This window comes from Micromonospora sp. NPDC005203, assembly GCF_042872705.1.
Taxonomy (GTDB): Bacteria; Actinomycetota; Actinomycetes; order Mycobacteriales; family Micromonosporaceae; genus Micromonospora.
Window position 1 is genome coordinate 880,309 of sequence record NZ_JBIAKV010000002.1, and the last position, 15,225, is coordinate 895,533.

Annotated in this window: 17 protein-coding genes; 9 read left to right on the forward strand and 8 right to left on the reverse strand. The window is 72.2% G+C overall.

Annotated features, from left to right (window positions below):
• Window positions 1–891: 891 nt before the first annotated feature.
• From ACFYPM_RS09400 to ACFYPM_RS09410, 3 genes are all read right to left on the reverse strand, one after another.
• Window positions 892–1,812, reverse strand: coding sequence for a thrombospondin (locus tag ACFYPM_RS09400; RefSeq protein WP_387193035.1), 921 nt, complete (start codon window positions 1,810–1,812; stop codon window positions 892–894).
• 67 nt (window positions 1,813–1,879) lie between these two features.
• Complete coding sequence (locus ACFYPM_RS09405; RefSeq protein WP_387193039.1) at window positions 1,880–2,140, reverse strand: hypothetical protein; 261 nt, start codon at window positions 2,138–2,140, stop codon at window positions 1,880–1,882.
• Window positions 2,137–2,307 carry a hypothetical protein gene (locus tag ACFYPM_RS09410; RefSeq protein ID WP_387193042.1) on the reverse strand — a complete coding sequence of 57 codons (171 nt, stop codon included), beginning with the start codon at window positions 2,305–2,307 and terminating at the stop codon, window positions 2,137–2,139. The genes ACFYPM_RS09405 and ACFYPM_RS09410 overlap by 4 nt, the downstream gene beginning before the upstream one ends.
• A gap of 217 nt (window positions 2,308–2,524) precedes the next feature.
• On the opposite strand from ACFYPM_RS09410, the gene ACFYPM_RS09415 reads away from it, so the two are divergent.
• From ACFYPM_RS09415 to ACFYPM_RS09445, 7 genes are all read left to right on the forward strand, one after another.
• Complete coding sequence (locus ACFYPM_RS09415) at window positions 2,525–3,412, forward strand: helix-turn-helix domain-containing protein (protein WP_387193045.1); 888 nt, start codon at window positions 2,525–2,527, stop codon at window positions 3,410–3,412.
• Window positions 3,405–3,605, forward strand: coding sequence for a DUF397 domain-containing protein (locus tag ACFYPM_RS09420; protein ID WP_357377409.1), 201 nt, complete (start codon window positions 3,405–3,407; stop codon window positions 3,603–3,605). The genes ACFYPM_RS09415 and ACFYPM_RS09420 overlap by 8 nt, the downstream gene beginning before the upstream one ends.
• Before the next feature lie 238 nt (window positions 3,606–3,843).
• A complete protein-coding gene (locus ACFYPM_RS09425; protein WP_387193049.1) occupies window positions 3,844–4,653 on the forward strand; it encodes an Fpg/Nei family DNA glycosylase in 810 nt (269 codons plus the stop codon).
• A 147-nt stretch (window positions 4,654–4,800) separates the two neighbouring features.
• A complete protein-coding gene (locus ACFYPM_RS09430; protein WP_387193052.1) occupies window positions 4,801–5,652 on the forward strand; it encodes an LLM class flavin-dependent oxidoreductase in 852 nt (283 codons plus the stop codon).
• Window positions 5,649–6,074, forward strand: a complete 426-nt coding sequence (locus ACFYPM_RS09435) for a nucleoside deaminase (protein ID WP_387193055.1) — start codon at window positions 5,649–5,651, stop codon at window positions 6,072–6,074. The genes ACFYPM_RS09430 and ACFYPM_RS09435 overlap by 4 nt, the downstream gene beginning before the upstream one ends.
• Window positions 6,075–6,348: 274 nt before the next feature.
• Window positions 6,349–7,614 carry an AGE family epimerase/isomerase gene (locus ACFYPM_RS09440; RefSeq protein ID WP_387193058.1) on the forward strand — a complete coding sequence of 422 codons (1,266 nt, stop codon included), beginning with the start codon at window positions 6,349–6,351 and terminating at the stop codon, window positions 7,612–7,614.
• Entirely contained in the window at window positions 7,611–8,564 is a 954-nt protein-coding gene (locus ACFYPM_RS09445) for a carbohydrate kinase (protein ID WP_387193061.1), read from the forward strand. The genes ACFYPM_RS09440 and ACFYPM_RS09445 overlap by 4 nt, the downstream gene beginning before the upstream one ends.
• A gap of 391 nt (window positions 8,565–8,955) precedes the next feature.
• Here ACFYPM_RS09445 and ACFYPM_RS09450 read toward each other — a convergent pair whose 3' ends face one another.
• The 3 genes from ACFYPM_RS09450 to ACFYPM_RS09460 all read right to left on the reverse strand — a co-directional run bounded on the left by ACFYPM_RS09450 (window position 8,956) and on the right by ACFYPM_RS09460 (window position 12,535).
• Window positions 8,956–9,927: a LacI family DNA-binding transcriptional regulator gene (locus tag ACFYPM_RS09450; RefSeq protein ID WP_387193437.1), complete on the reverse strand. Its 972-nt coding sequence runs from the start codon at window positions 9,925–9,927 to the stop codon at window positions 8,956–8,958.
• A 68-nt stretch (window positions 9,928–9,995) separates the two neighbouring features.
• Window positions 9,996–11,375, reverse strand: coding sequence for an FAD-dependent oxidoreductase (locus tag ACFYPM_RS09455; protein WP_387193064.1), 1,380 nt, complete (start codon window positions 11,373–11,375; stop codon window positions 9,996–9,998).
• A gap of 23 nt (window positions 11,376–11,398) precedes the next feature.
• On the reverse strand, window positions 11,399–12,535 hold the full coding sequence (locus ACFYPM_RS09460) for a glutamate--cysteine ligase (protein WP_387193066.1): 1,137 nt from the start codon (window positions 12,533–12,535) through the stop codon (window positions 11,399–11,401).
• Between the two features lie 160 nt (window positions 12,536–12,695).
• On the opposite strand from ACFYPM_RS09460, the gene ACFYPM_RS09465 reads away from it, so the two are divergent.
• Together ACFYPM_RS09465 and ACFYPM_RS09470 are read left to right on the forward strand one after the other, a co-directional pair.
• Entirely contained in the window at window positions 12,696–12,995 is a 300-nt protein-coding gene (locus tag ACFYPM_RS09465; RefSeq protein WP_387193069.1) for a hypothetical protein, read from the forward strand.
• Window positions 12,996–13,093: 98 nt separating this feature from the next.
• Window positions 13,094–13,840: a YidC/Oxa1 family membrane protein insertase gene (locus tag ACFYPM_RS09470; protein WP_387193072.1), complete on the forward strand. Its 747-nt coding sequence runs from the start codon at window positions 13,094–13,096 to the stop codon at window positions 13,838–13,840.
• 4 nt (window positions 13,841–13,844) lie between these two features.
• On the opposite strand, the gene ACFYPM_RS09475 is transcribed toward ACFYPM_RS09470, so the two are convergent.
• Together ACFYPM_RS09475 and ACFYPM_RS09480 are read right to left on the reverse strand one after the other, a co-directional pair.
• Complete coding sequence (locus ACFYPM_RS09475) at window positions 13,845–14,516, reverse strand: DedA family protein (RefSeq protein WP_387193075.1); 672 nt, start codon at window positions 14,514–14,516, stop codon at window positions 13,845–13,847.
• A 57-nt stretch (window positions 14,517–14,573) separates the two neighbouring features.
• Window positions 14,574–15,188 carry a DUF1349 domain-containing protein gene (locus ACFYPM_RS09480; protein ID WP_387193078.1) on the reverse strand — a complete coding sequence of 205 codons (615 nt, stop codon included), beginning with the start codon at window positions 15,186–15,188 and terminating at the stop codon, window positions 14,574–14,576.
• Window positions 15,189–15,225: the final 37 nt, after the last annotated feature.

Here is a 15,225-nt window from a genome sequence, read left to right on the forward strand (position 1 = left end):
CCGGCCACCGTGGCCCACGGGCTGGCGCCGTGGCTCAACGCTATGCCGCCCCAGCGGCAGGATCCACCACCGGGAGTTGCGCAGGCCGAACATTCGTTGCGTCTAGTCGGTCGCTAGGTGCGAATCGTTGCGTTACAGGTTGCGCGAGCCGGGAGTCGTGTTCTGGACCACCCCCGCAGCAGGGTGGGCCTTTGGCACCATGACCCGGACCGTTGCGGTGGTCTGCCGGGTATACGACCCGGCCCCGGCCGCCGATCGCGCCGCCGGGTGGCCCCGACCACCCGACACCCCCGACCGAGCCGGACAACCCGCCCACCCGACGATATGGACACGGCGGACGAGGCGGGGTGATCGACTCGGGTTCCTGAAGGTCGCGGTGTCCGGGTGCCGGAAACACCCCGACAACATGAAAGTCGAGTGGATCATGTCGGTCTGGGCCGTTCGCACGCCCCGGAGCGGTCCGACCCCGGGGCGCCGCGTCGTGTGCTCCGGCCTGGTCGGGGGCGGCGGCGCCGGGTGGAACCTCGCGTTCCGCTAGATCGTGCTCGATCCAGGAAACAGGCCCTTCCCCATGCCACGAGGCCACTACATCCAGGATCGAGCCCACCTTTGCTCTGCACCCGTGGGGGCACCAGCTACAGACCGCGAGTGTCGACTCGGCGGGTGCAGAGCGAGGGGCACGCAGGCGGCCGGTCCAGATGCCGGCAGGAGGAGGCGCGTATCGGGCCAGCGAGGGAAACTGCCGGGCCTGGCCCAGGAAACACTTCAGGGGCGGCGAACCGCCGCCCCTGAAAGGGTGTTGCCCGGCCGGTGAACCACCGGATGAGTTCGGGCTGCCGGCGAACCGCCGGCTGTTCGCCGGTGCATCACCGGCGAACGGAACAGTGCCCGCTAGAAACGATCCACAAACTGTGAGTCAAGCCACTCCCGGAAGCGCTGCACCACGTCGCCGTCGGTGGTCGGCCAGTCGAACTGCCCGGTCATCGCGAGCACCCCGATCACCACCGCAGCCAGACCGATCAGCACGCCGAACAGCGCGTCGGTCTTGCCGGCGACGTGCCGGCGGCGGGTGGCCATCAGGCCGAATACCGCGAGCACCGCGCCGAACGCGCCGACCCCGATGCCGTACCCGGCCAGGGTGCCGGTCAGCACGAACAGCGCACCGGCGACCGAGACGATCAGGCCGAGAGTGGCGAGCAGGCTGGCCCGCGGCTTCGGGCCACGGGTCACCGGCGGCTCCGGCGTTGTCTCGCCCGTGGTCGGGTCGACCGGGCGATCGGTGGTGACCCCGTCCGTCGCGTCGGGCCGGCGGGTGGTGGTGTCGAGGTCGGCGTCCCGCTCGGCGGTGCGCGCCAGGCTCGGGCCGGTGCCGGTGCGGGACTCGGTCTCCAGCGGGGCGGCCGTCCGGGACTCGGTCTCCAGCGGGGCGGCCGTCCGGGATTCGGTCTCCAGCGGACGGGCGGTGCCGGGCCGGGCCTCGGTCACCACTGGGCGCGCGGCACCGGTGCGGGGTTCGCCGTCGCTCGGGCGGGCGGTGGCGGCTCGGGCCACCGCGGCTCGCTCGGCGGCCCGCCGCTCGGCCTCGCCGAGCTGGCCGCTGGGCGCTGCCGCGCTGCGGTACGTCGTCTGGTCGGCGTCCCGGTCGGTGACCACCGGACGGCCGGCGACGTCGTCGGCCCGGCCCGCGTCGGTGGCCGCCGTGCTGTCCCGGTCGGCGACCTGGGTGTCGCGGCCGTCAACGCGGCCGTCGAGGTTCTCGTCCCGCGTCGGTGCCGGCTCGGACCGGCGGGACAGCGAAGGAATCCTGACCACTACACACCTCCTGATAAATGCGTGGTGGCCGATGGAAGGGGTGGCACCCACGCGGTTCCGTCCTGAATTACCCACCTGGGCGTTTCCTGACACCAATCCCGGGTACGGGGTCGCCACGCCGCACCCCGGCCTGCTGGACGAACACCTCCCGCCGGTCGACGGCCAGGCCCTTGCCATTCAGTACGTAGCCCGTCAGCCAGACCCAACCGTGGTACGTCGGGCGCGGGTCAACGCTCACCAGGCGGAGGCGCAGCGCCCGCTCGCCGGCGAACTGCACCGAGCACGCCTCGCCGATCAGCAGCAGGTCGCCGGGCTTCCACTCGGTCATGTCGGCCAGTGGCCACGGCTGATCGGGATGCGGTGGCGGGCCCGGCAGGGCAGTTCGCTGCCGCAGTGGCACACGGTGCGCCAGCGCACCCAACTCCACACGGGCCGGTGTCGACGGGCGAGGGTCAGCGCGGTGACCAAGAGGTATTCGTTGTACGACACGCGCATGGCGGTGTCCTTCCATGCAATAGCTGTCTTGTGTCGACGCTATTCCCCAGGCTCTTTTCTGGGAGGTGCCAACGCGTGACAGCATGTTCCATGCTGGCCACCTTGTGCAATCCGCCCAGCCGCTCTAGCGTCAGATCATATTGACGCGCGAGGAATGGAAAAGAATTGCGTGCGGGGCGAAACACTCGGTGTTGCAGGAGGGACGCGGTGATGTTGCATGACGGATGAAACAAGCGGGTCCACGGTCCCCCGGCGGCAGCTCGGACGGCTGCTCACACAGCTCCGCGAGGATGCCTCGGTCTCGCTGGACGCGGCAGCCGAAGCACTGGACTGCTCGCGGCAGAAGGTGTGGCGCATCGAGAAAGGGCTGGTCCCGGTGCGCGTGGTGGACGCCCGAGCAATGTGTGCTCTCTATCGGGTGCCGGACGCCATGGGCGAGATTGTCGCCGGGCTGGCGAAGGAGACTCGCGCCAGTGGTTGGTGGCATTCGTACGGCGATGTCGTCCCGTCGTGGTTCTCGCTGTACGTCGGCCTGGAATCCTCCGCGTCGGCGCTGCGTCAATATGACGCCGAGTTGATTCCCGGCCTCCTGCAAACCCGGGAGTACGCCGGCGAGCTGTTCCGCCGGAAGAGTCCGACCATGCGCGAGGAGGATCGGGAAAAGCTGGTCGAGGTCCGGCTACAACGGCAGAGCATTCTCGTGCGCCGGCTGCCCACCGCCCCCACTTTGCGGGTCGTCCTGAGCGAGGCCGTGCTGCGGCGCACGATCCCCGACCACCGGGCGATGGCACAGCAGTTGCGACACCTGCTCGAGGTGGCCGCACTGCCGACGGTGAGTCTGCGGGTCCTGCCGCTCGCGGCCGGGCCGCCGCTGGCCAGCGAGACGGGCACCTTCGTCCTGCTGGACTTCCCGCAGGCGTTCGGGAGGGCGTCCACCGAGCCGACCACCGTCTACCTGGAGAACATCACCGGGGCGCTCTATCTGGACAAGCCAGCCGAGGTGGCCGCCTACGAACATGTCTGGTCGGATCTGGAAGCCCTCGCCCCGGGTGAGGCAGAATCAGAGAAAATGATCACTTCGATCATCGAGGAGCATCATGACTGACCTTGCCGGTGCGACCTGGCGCAAGAGCACCCGCAGCGGCGGGAGCGGCGGCAACTGCGTCGAGGTGGCCGACAACCTGCCCGGCGTCGTGGGCGTCCGCGACAGCAAGGACCCGACCGGTCCGGCGCTGGCCTTCGCTCCCGCCGCCTGGGCCGCGTTCGTGGGCGACGTCAAGGGGCAGCGCCGGAGCTGACCACGCCGTCCAGGGCGCCCTCCCGCCCTGATCGACTCGCCTTCCTGAAGGTCGGGCTGTCCCGCTCACCAGAACACCCCGACTTCCTAGAAACCGAGTCGATCAGCGCGGGGGTGCCTGGCCCGGGGGTGCCTGGCCCGGGGGTGCCTGGCCCGGGGGTGCCTGGCCCGGGGGCGCCCGGCCCGGCGGTGACCTGGGCTGATCGGCGTCTCGGCGCGGCTGGCTATCCTTGGCACCTGTGCCAGAGGGACATACGATCCACCGCCTGGCGGCCCGGCACGCCGAGCTGTTCACCGGGGACAAGGTGCACGCCGCCAGCCCGCAGGGCCGCTTCGCCGACGGTGCGGCCCGGCTCTCCGGCACGGTGCTGGAGGGCACCGAGGCATACGGCAAGCACCTGCTGCACCACTATGCCGGCGAGCTGACTCTGCACGTACACCTCGGGCTTTATGGGAAGTTCACCGACGGCTCGGGGGAGCCGCCCGAGCCGGTCGGCCAGGTGCGGTTGCGGCTGGCCAGCGATCGACACTGGCTGGATCTGCGCGGGCCGACCGCCTGTGAGCTGATCACCCCATCCGAGGTGGCCGCGCTGCGGGACCGCCTCGGGCCGGATCCGCTGCGTGCCGACGCCGATCCGGAGCGGGCGTACCGCAGGATTTTGCGTAGCCCGACGCCCCTCGCGGCGCTGCTGCTGGACCAGTCGGTGGTGGCCGGCACCGGGCTGATCTTCGTGACCGAGGCGCTGTTTCGGGCCCGGTTGTCGCCGACGATGCCCGGCCGCCGACTGACCCGGAAAGGCTGGGATGCGCTCTGGGCCGACCTGGTCGGGCTGATGCGACTCGCGGTCGAGCACGGCCGGATCGACACCGTGCGCGACGCGCACCTGCCGGAGGCGATGGGCCGGGCGGCCCGGGTGGACCGGCACGGCGGTGAGGTGTACGTCTACCGCCGCCCCGGCGCGCCCTGCCACGTCTGCGGCACCGAGGTCAGCCGTGGCGAGTTGGCCGGGCGCAACCTCTACTGGTGCCGCACCTGCCAGGCCGGTTGATCCACGAAGGGGTCACCGCCCAGGCCTTGATCGTGCTCGAACAAGGTTCGAGTGGCCTCCTCCCTAGGCGGAGACCACTTGAACATGGATCGAGCACGATCAAGGACGGTGTTCACACTCCTGTCCACACTGGCTAGCGTAGGGGCCGTGCAGATCGGCGTGAACGTCCCGAACTTTGGCCCGGGCACCGACCCCGACGTGCTGCGACGGTGGGCGCAGACGGTCGAGGGCCTCGGGTTCGACCTGCTGATGGTGTCCGACCACATCGCGGTGACCCCGGACGTGGCCCAGCAGTACCCGACGCCGTTCTACGAGCCGTTCACCACGTTGTCCTGGCTGGCCGGGGTGACCCGCCGGGTCCGCCTGGGCACCACGGTGCTCATCGTCCCGTACCGGCACCCGCTGCTCACCGCCCGGATGGCGGCGAACCTCAACCGGCTCAGCGGCGGCCGGTTCGTCCTCGGCGTCGGGGTCGGCTGGGCCCGGCAGGAGTTCGAGGCGCTCGGCGTGCCGTTCCAGCGGCGCGGCGCGTTGACCGACGACCATCTGCGCGCGATGCGCGACGCCTGGCAGGACACCGACGACTACGACAGTCCGGCGATCCCGATCTGGGTCGGCGGCAACAGCGACGCCGGCATGCGTCGCGCCGTTCGACTCGGCGACGCGTGGCACCCGCTGCGTCTCACGCCCGGCGACCTCGCGGACGCGGCCGGGCGGCTCGGCACCGTCGCCGACAAACTGGGCCTCCCCGTGCCGGCGCTGGTGCCGCGCATCGCGCTCCAGGAGACCCGCGACCCGGTCACCGCCCCAAACCGGCTCGCCGGTGTCGGCACCATCGAGCAGATCATCGCCGACCTCGACCAGATCCGGCTGCTCGGCGCGGAGGCGGTGGTACTCGACCCGTTCAACGGTGACCTGGCCGAGATCCGCCAACCCGAACGCGCCTGGCGGACCCTCGCGGCCGTGGCCGCGTACGCCAAGACCCAGGAGGTTCGATGACGCCCGACGACGAGAGGTTTCTCCGCCGCGCCGTGGAGATCGCGAGCCAGGCGGGGGCTGCCGGCGAACGGCCGTTCGGGTCGTTGCTTGTCGGCGCGGACGGCACGGTGCTGATCGAGGACCACAACACGGTGGTCTCCGACTCGGACGTCAGCGCCCATCCGGAACTCAAGCTGGCCCGCTGGGCCGCCCGGGAACTCGCGCCCGACGTGGCCGCCGGCACCACCATGTTCACCAGTTGCCAGCCCTGCCCGATGTGCGCGACCGCGATCGACCGCTCCGGGCTCGGGCGGGTGGTGTACGCCCTGTCCAGCGAGCAGTTCGAGGAGGTCAAGCCGGCGACCCCGCCGCTGCCTCCGGTCCGCTACGAGGGGCCGGCGCTGTTCGACGAGGCGCGTCAGCCAATCGACAACTACTACTGACCGGACCGGTAAGGCACCTTAGACCTGCCGTCGTGGCTCAGTCGGGCTTCGGCTGAGGCGCGGTGTGACGCGAGCGGAATTGACAGTCGGCCGACTGCCGGAGCAGGGTTGAGTTGTGACAACGATGTCAACGGGCAAACAGGGTGAAAGCGCTCATGATCCTGCATTGCTTCTGCGGCGTGAGGCCGTACCGTTGACTGTTTTGCGGCGCGGACCCGGTCCGTACGCCGATCCTGGCCGTATGTCCCTTTCCTACCGACGGTGACCAGCTGAGATGAGCGACGTGCCCCGACCCGACGCCACCACGACCCCGGCTTCCGCAGGGTCACCCGACCTACCCGACCTGGACGACTTCCTCGCCGACCAGACCCGCACGCTGCTCGACACGGCCCGCCGCGCAGTCCGGGCCGAGGGTGGCTTCTGGTGGTTGACCGACGACCGCACCCCGGACCGTGGCGAACCGGTGTACACCTGGATCACCTGCCGGATGACCCACGTGGCAGCCCTCGCCCACCTGGGCGGCGACCCGGACGCCGCCGCCGTGGTCGACCACGGAATCGCCGCGCTCAGCACACTGCTGCGCGACGACCGGTACGGCGGTTGGTTCAGCGCCGTGGACCAGCAGGGCGCGCCCGTCGACGACCACAAGACCGGCTACGACCACGCGTTCGTGCTGCTCGCCGCATCCAGCGCCGCGCGCGCCGGACGGCCCGGCGCCCAGGAGTTGCTCGCCGACGTGCTGACCGTGGTGCGGGACCGGTTCTGGGACGACGAGGTGGGCGCGGTCCGCGAGTCGTGGAACCGGGACTGGACGGTGACCGAGGACTACCGCGGCGGGAACAGCAGCATGCACATGGTCGAGGCGTACCTCGCCGCTGCCGCCGCCACCGGCGACCCGAGCTGGGCCGACCGCGCCCTGCGGATCGCCTACCACCTGGTGCACACCGAGGCCGCCCGGCACGACTGGCGGCTGCCCGAGCACTTCACCGCCGACTGGACGCCGCTGCTCGACTACAACCGGGACCAGCCCGCCGACCAGTTCCGGCCGTACGGCTCGACGATGGGCCACTGGCTGGAGTGGGCCCGGCTGCTGCTGGAGCTGGAGGCGGTCCTGCCGAAGCCGCCCCGCTGGCTGCTCACCGACGCCCGTCACCTGTTCGCCGCCGCCGTACGCCGCGGCTGGGCCGTGGACGGCGCCGACGGCTTCGTCTACACGATCGACTGGGACGACCGGCCGGTGGTGCGCTCCCGGATGCACTGGGTGCTCGCCGAGGCCGTCGGAGCGGCGGTGACCCTGTACCGCCGCACCGGCGACGACGTCTACGCCGACTGGTACCGGGTCTTCTGGGCGTACGCGCGCCGCTACCTCATCGACGGCACCGGCTGGCGGCACGAGTTGGACCCGCGGAACCTGCCCGCCGACACGGTCTGGCACGGTCGGCCGGACGTCTACCACGCGTACCAGGCGGTGCTGCTGTCCCGCTCGGCCACCGGGCTCGGTGGCCCCGGCCCGCTCGCGCCGGGCGAGGTGACCGCATGATCGTGGTCGCGGGTGAGGCGCTGATCGACCTGGTGGTCACCGCCGAGGGGGAGCGCGCCGTGCCGGGTGGCTCCCCGGCGAACGTGGCGGTCACGCTGGCCCGGCTCGACCAGCCGGTACGGCTGCTGGCCCGGCTCGGCGCCGACGAGTACGGTCGGCAGCTCGCCGCACACCTCAGCGCCAACCGGGTGGGGCTGGACTGGGCGGTCCACGCCCCGGAACCCACCTCGGTGGCAAAGGCCACGCTGGACGCCAGCGGGCAGGCCAGCTACGAGTTCCGGCTGGCCGGCACGGCGGACTGGCAGTGGACGCCGGAGGAGTTGCCGGACCTGGCCGGGTCACCGGCGACCGCGCTGCACACCGGATCGCTCGCGCTCGCGCTGGCACCCGGTGCGCAGGTGCTGGAGGACCTGCTCGCCCGTGAACGCCGCCGCGACGGACTCACCGTCTCGATCGACCTCAACCTGCGGCCGAGCATCGTCACCGACCGGGCGGCCGAGCAGGCCAGGGTACGACGCCAGGTGCCCCTCGCGAACATGGTGAAGGCCAGCGACGAGGACCTGGCGTGGCTCTACCCGGACCGGTCGGTAGGCGACGTGCTGGCCGAGTGGCGCGACGCCGGGGTGTCCTGCGCGCTGGTGACCCGGGGTGCCCAGGGCGTCTGGCTGCTCGCCCCGAACGGATCGCTGCACGAGCAACCGGCGGTACGCACCACGGTCGTCGACACCGTCGGGGCCGGTGACTCGTTCACCGGCGGTCTGCTGGCCGCGCTGGCCGACCTCGACGCGCTCGGCGACCGGCCGGCCGACCGGCTCGCCGGCGTGACCGAGCAGCAGTGGGACGCGGTACTCCGGCAGGCCGCGACGGTGGCCGCGTTGACCTGCGCCCGCCAGGGCGCGGACCCACCCCACCGCGCCGACGTCGACGCCCTGCTCAACCCCGCAACCTGACCCCCACCCCACCCACCCCACCCACCCGCCCCACCCACCCCGCCCCGCCCGCCCGCCCCGCCCGCCCATCCCTCGCCGCCCGCCCGCCCGCCCCGCCCGCCCGTCCCTCGCCGATCTTGCACTTTGTGTCCCGACAAGATGGTGCAAAAAGGTAAAAACGGCGACCGAAAGTGCAAGATCGCCGGGCCTGGCCTGGCCTGGCCTGGCCTGGCCGGGCCGGGGCGAGCCGGGCCGGGGTGGGCCGGGCAGGGCCGGGGCGGGCCGGGCAGGGCCGGGGCGGGCCTGGCTGGGCTGGGCTGGGCTGGGCTGGGCTGGGCCGGGCCGGGCTGGGCCGGGCAGGGCTGGGCTGGGCCGGGCAGGGCTGGGCTGGGCTGGGCCGGGGCTGGTTGGGTTAGGGGAGGCCGCGGCGGAGGAGTTGGGTGGGGAGGACCGTGGTGGACGGCGCGGACTCGTCGTTTCCGGCGATCCGCTGGAACAGCCGCTCGGTGGCGACCCGTGCCAGCTCCCGGGTGTCGTAGGCGACGACGGTCAGGGGCCGGGGCATCAGGTGGGACAGCTCGAAGTCGTCGAAGCCGACAAGCGCGGCGTCGCTGCCCCGGCGGTGCAGCTCCTGAAGCGCGCCGACGGTGAGCCGGTTGTTGGCGCAGAAGAAGGCCGTCGGCGGGTCCGCCAGGTCCAGCAGCGCGGCGACCGCCCGCCCGGCCTCCTCGGGCGCGATGAGCCTCTCGGAGACCAGCGACTCGTCCGGTGCGACCCCGGCCGCGGCCAGCGCCGCCCGCGCCCCGGCCAACCGTTCGCGCATCGTGGGCACGCTCGGCGCACCGAGGAGCAGGCCCACCCGGCGGTGCCCCTGGTCGAGCAACGCGGCGACAGCGGCGTGGCTGCCGCCCCGGTTGTCCAACAGCACGGCATCGGCGTGCAGCCCCTGCGGCGGCCGGTCCAGGAACACCACAGGCATCCCCAACTCGACCTCGCGCCGCAGGAACGAGTGGTCGAGGCCCGCCGGCACCACCAGCAGCCCGTCGACCCGGCGCTGGGTGAAGTCCTGGAGCAGGGCGCGTTCCCGCTCCGGGTCCTCCTCCGACGAGGCGGTGATCAGCATCGTGCCGTGCGCGGCGGCGATCTCGGCGGCAACGCTGGCGATTGTCGCGTAGAACGGGTTGGCGATCTCCTCGATGAGCAGCCCGACCGTGGCGTTGAGCTGCCGGGACCGCAGGTTGCGGGCGATGTCGTTGCGCCGGAAGCCCAGCTCGGCGATGGCGGCCAGCACCCGGCTGACCAACTCCTGACCCACCGGCTCGTCGTTGACCACCCGGGAGACCGTCTTCAGGCTGACCCCGGCGTGCCGGGCCACGTCGACCATCGTCGGGCGCCGACGGGTCGTCGGCCGGGTCGGAGTCTGGGTCACGGGTCCTCCACGGCGGGCACCGGTCAGCGGTCGAGGGCAGCGAGCGCGTCGACCGCCTTCCGGGCGGCGACGAGCACCGGATCCCACACCGGCGCGTACGGCGGAGCGTAGCCCAGGTCCAGTGACGTCATATCGTCCACCGTCATGCCGTTCCAGAGTGCCACGGCAAGCGTGTCGATCCGTTTGGCCGCCTCGGACCACCCGACGATCTGCGCGCCGAGCAACCGGCCGCTGGGCCGCTCGGCGATCAACTTGACGGTCATCGGCCGCGCGCCGGGGTAGTAGCCGGCCCGGTTTGTCGACTCGGCGACCACCGAGACGAAGTCGAAACCGGCCAGGGTGGCCTCCCGCTCCCGCAGGCCGGTGCGTCCCACCTCCAGGTCGCAGACCTTCGTCACGGCCGTGCCGATCACGCCGGCGAAGGTGGCGTACCCGCCGCCGATGTTGATCCCGGCCGCGCGGCCCTGCTTGTTGGCGTGCGTGCCCAGCGGCACGTGCACCGGCATCCCGCTGACCCGGTGCAGCGTCTCCACGCAGTCGCCCGCCGCCCAGACGTCGGACAGCCCGGCCACCCGCATCCGGCGGTCCACCCGAATTCCGCCGGTCGGCCCGATCGGGAACCCGGAAGCCTCGGCGAGCGCGGTGTTCGGGCGTACTCCCAGGCCCAGGACCACGACGTCGGTCGGGATCGGCCCCTCGGCCGTGACCACCGCGGACACCCGGCCGTCCCGCTGCTCCAGGCCGGTCACCGGCAGGTCCGTGCGGATCGTGACGCCCAGGCCGCGCATTGCGTCGGCGACCAGCTCGGCCATGTCGCCGTCGACGGTCGCCATGGGTTGTGAGCCCGCCTCGACCAGGGTCACCGACAGGCCGCGCTGGATCAGCGCCTCGGCCATCTCGACGCCGATATAGCCGCCGCCGATCACCACAGCCTGGCGCGGCTGTGGCTCGCCTTCCAGCCAGTCGCGCAGCGCCGCCCCGTCGTCGAGGGTCTGCATGCCGAACACGCCGCCCGCGTCGGTGGCCGCCCAGGGCGGCTGCACCGGCACCGCGCCGGTGGCGTACATCAGGTCGTCGAAGCGCTCGCGGACCTCGCCGCCGCCCTCCAGGTCGCGGGCGACCACCTCGCGGCGGTCCAGGTCGATGGCTGTGACCTCGTGGCGCAGCCGGACGTCCATCGCGTACTTCGTGCGGAACGTCTCCGGGTCCCGGGCGATCAACGCGTCCGGGCCGGACACCAGGCCACTGATCCAGTACGGGATGCCGCACGCCGAGTAGGAGGTGAAGTGGCCCCGCTCGAAGACCACGATCTCCAGGTCGTCGCGGTCGCGGCGGCGTCGGGCCTGGGACGCCGCCGACATTCCGGCGGCGTCTCCGCCGATGACGATCAGCCGTTGCGCCACGGCCTTATCCTGTCACGTGCTGATCAGCCACGGGTCTGCCGCGCGACGTCCTGCACCACGTCGGTGAGTCGGCCGGTGCGCTCGTACACCGCGCGCTGCCGGGCCGCACCGCTGCCGTGCCGCCGCAAGCCGCCCAGCAGGTCGGTCACGTCGGCCCAGTCGCCGTGCTGCTCGAGCGCCGGCCGCAGCCGCTCCACGAGCCGGTCCAGCAGCTCCCAGGCCGGGCGTACGTCGCCGGTGGTGACGTCGACCGCGTCGCCCTCCAAGCCGTCGTGCGCGGCCCGCCAGTGCGCGCCGACCAGCAGGTGGTGGTCGGTCTGCAACGCCGGCCGCCCCGCCTCGACATCCGCCATGGCGGTCGCCACCAGGGCCCGGACCAGGGCGGCGACCAGCACCGCGTCGTCCACCGACGGGCAGACGTCGCCGATCCGCAGCTCCACCGTCGGGTACTTCGCCGACAGGCGGGCGTACCAGTAGAGCATCCCCTCGTCGAGCATCACCCCACTGGAGATCAACTGTCGGATCAGCCGCTGGTAGTGCTCGTGCGACTCCAGATAGGGAGTGGGGGCCACCGACGGCCAGCGCTCCCACTCCACCGAGCGCCAACTCGCGTAACCGGTGTCCTCGCCCCCGGAGTACGGGGAGTTGGTGGTCATCGCGTGCAGCATCGGCAGCCAGGGGCGTACGTGGTTGAGCACCTGCACACCGGTCTCCGGATCGGGGACGCCGACGTGCACGTGCATGCCGTTGTTGCCGGGGCCCGGGACGAGCAGCCGGAACCGCTCGATCATCTCATCGAAGCGGGGCTTGTCCACCACCGGCGGCACCGGACCGTCCACCGGACCCGTGCCGATGGCGAGCAGGCGTACGCCGGCCCGCTCGGCGGCGTCGGAGAGTGCCCGACGCAGCACCCCGAGGGAGTGCCGGATCGACGAGAGCTCCAGGCCGGGCGGGCTGCCGATCTCGATCTGACTGGTCTGGAACTCCCGCTCCACCTGCCCGCGAAGTTCGGCCGGCACCTGCTCCATCACCAGGTCGACGGCCGGGACCGCAGCCCCGGTGTGCGGGTCGACGAGCAGGAACTCCTCCTCGACGCCCACGGTGAGCAATCCGGTCGCCGCAGCCGTCTCGCTGGCCGCTTCCGCCACCTGACCGGTCATCGACACCACCGTCCGTTCCTACCGGTCGCGGTCCATCCGCGTCGGTCCGCTGTCTGGTTACCCAACGTGGCGACACCGGGAAACGTGGCGTGGCTTGTCGTGCTCGGGCGTGCCACCGGTTTCGGCGGGACGACGTGACAGTGGGTCCTATGCTGAGCCCGTGCCGGTGCCACTGGGTTTTGTCGGGGTCGCGTGGATGCTCGCGTTCGCCCAGCTCACCCTGCTCGCTGGCCGTCCGACCGACCTGCTCGCGGGTGCCGCGTTGACCGCCCTGGTGCTGCTCGCCGTGGTGCTCGCGGCGCGGGTGCTGGGCAGGTCGGGCACGCCCGGCACCGGGCCGCGGTGGGCCGGGCTGCGGGCCCGGTCCCGTGGCCGCCGAATGCCGCGGCAGATCGACCCGGACGCCGCCGGTCGCCCCCGCCCCCGCCCCCGCGCCCCGGGACACCCCTCGGCCGCGTAGCGCCACGCCGCCGCGCGGCCGATCCCGCCGTCACCGGTCCCCCTGTCGAGCGGCGCTCGGGGGAGGACCCCACCGGAATCGGACCGAGGGGTTTGTCCATGCTTGCCTTCGCACCACTGCACGACGTCGTCGGCGCTGCCGGCACGGCACTGTCCTGGCTCACCGACCTGCTCACACCACTGGCCGGCACGATGGCGACCGCCGCCGCCATCGTGCTGTTCACCATCGCCGTCCGGCTGTTGATCTCGCCGCTCACCGTCGCGCAGGTGCGCGGCGAGCGGCGCCGTGCGGCGCTCGCCCCGCAGGTGCGAGACCTCCAGCGGCGGTACGCAGACGACCCGGCGACGCTTCAGCGCGAGGTGTTCGCGTTGTACCGGTCCGCTGGCGCCAACCCGATCGCCGGCTGCCTGCCGTTGCTGCTCCAGGCGCCGTTCCTGCTGGTGCTCTACCGGCTGTTCGCCACGAACGACGGCGGCACCGGGCTGCTCGACGAGCGGCTGGCCGGGGTGCCGCTGGGCCACCATCTCAGCGACGGTGTGACCGGGGCGGCCGGCCCGCTCTTCGCCGTACTGCTGGCCGTGCTGCTCACGGTGGCCTGGTGGTCGTCGCGGCGGGCGCGGCGGGCCTCCGCGGCCGTCGGCACGATGGCCGGTACGCCCACCGACGGGCCGGGGGCGGCCGTGCTCGGGCGGCTGCTGCCCCTGCTGCCGTTCACGACGGTGCTGGTGGCGCTGGTGCTGCCGCTCGCTGCGGTCATCTACCTGGTGACCACGAGCGTGTGGTCGGCGATCGAGCAGGCGGTGCTCCGCCGGCCGCAGGCGGTTGCGGCGCCGGCCGACCGGTAGCGGATCAGCGACCGGCGGTCACCGACCGCCGGTCGTCGCGCTCCCGACGCTTGCGGACCTTACGGATCACCCACAGGACCACCATGACGACGAAGACCGCGACGATCGCGTAGTTGAACCAGTCGCTGTAGCGCTCCACGTCCTGCCACTGGCTTCCGAGCGCGTAGCCGGCCCCGACGACGAGACCATTCCACACCCCGCTGCCGATGGTGGTGAGCAGGATGAACTCGCCCAGCGGCATCCGGTTGGCTCCGGCCGGAACGGAGACCAGACTGCGGACCACCGGCACCACCCGGCCGATCAGCACCGCCCACCGGCCGTGCCGCTCGAACCAGCGGTCGGCCTTCTCCAGGTCGTCGCGGTCGACAAGCGGGATGCGGTCCAGCCAGCGCTTGAGTCGCTCCTCACCGAGCGCCGCGCCGAGCCAGTAGAGCACCAGCGCACCGACAAGCGAGCCGACCGTCGCGGCCAGCACCACGAGCAGCACGTTGAACTGGCCCTCGTGGGCCAGGAAGCCAGCCATCGCCAGCACGATCTCGCTGGGGATCGGAGGGACGATGCTCTCCAACGCCACCAGCAGCGCCACGCCCACCGGACCCATCGCCTCGATCACCGAGGCCACCCAACCGGTCAACCCGGTGAACTCGGCCGGGTCGCCACTCTGGGCGTACGCCATGGTCGTCCTTCCGGTCGGTTGCGGGTATTCGGAATGTCATACCCGATAGGGCGATTGCTACACCTCGGGGTGCAGCGCGGCGTCCGCCGGCCCCTGCCGCCAGCCGGTGAACACCACCGTCAGGCCGGCGCGCGACGGCGCACAGCAGAACGGCCCGGCCACCGCCTCGGCCGCCGGATCCAGCGGGGAGAGCCGGACCAGTCGCCACGGCTCGTCGTCGGCGCGGGCGCGGACGGTCAGCGCGTCGCCGGCCCGGCTGACTCGGACGGTCACCTCCCGGCCCGCCCACTGCGGCACCGGCGCCACCGACCAGTCGGAGAACTCCCGGGTCACCACCGCGCCGACCTGCGCCTCGCCGTCGCTGATCTCGACGCCGACCTTGGTCCAGGTCCGTTCGTCGACCCGGACGAGCGCGCCGGCCTGGTCGAACTGCGCCGCGAAGTCGAGCCGGAAACTCACCTCCATGGCGGTGTCGACAGGCAGCGGTGCCAGCAGCGCCGGACCGTCGTCGTGGACGAAGCCGTAGCTGGTCCGCCGCCAGAAGTCGCTCTCCGCCGCCGGTTCGACGACGAGCTGGCCGGCGGGACCCTCCTCGACGCGTACCGGCGGGTGCAGCCACCTGCCCGCGGACCAGTCCAACGGTGTGCTCGGCGGTACGAGGTCGTTTCCCATGACAGGCACGATAACCAAGGGTTTGCCGCGGTGATCG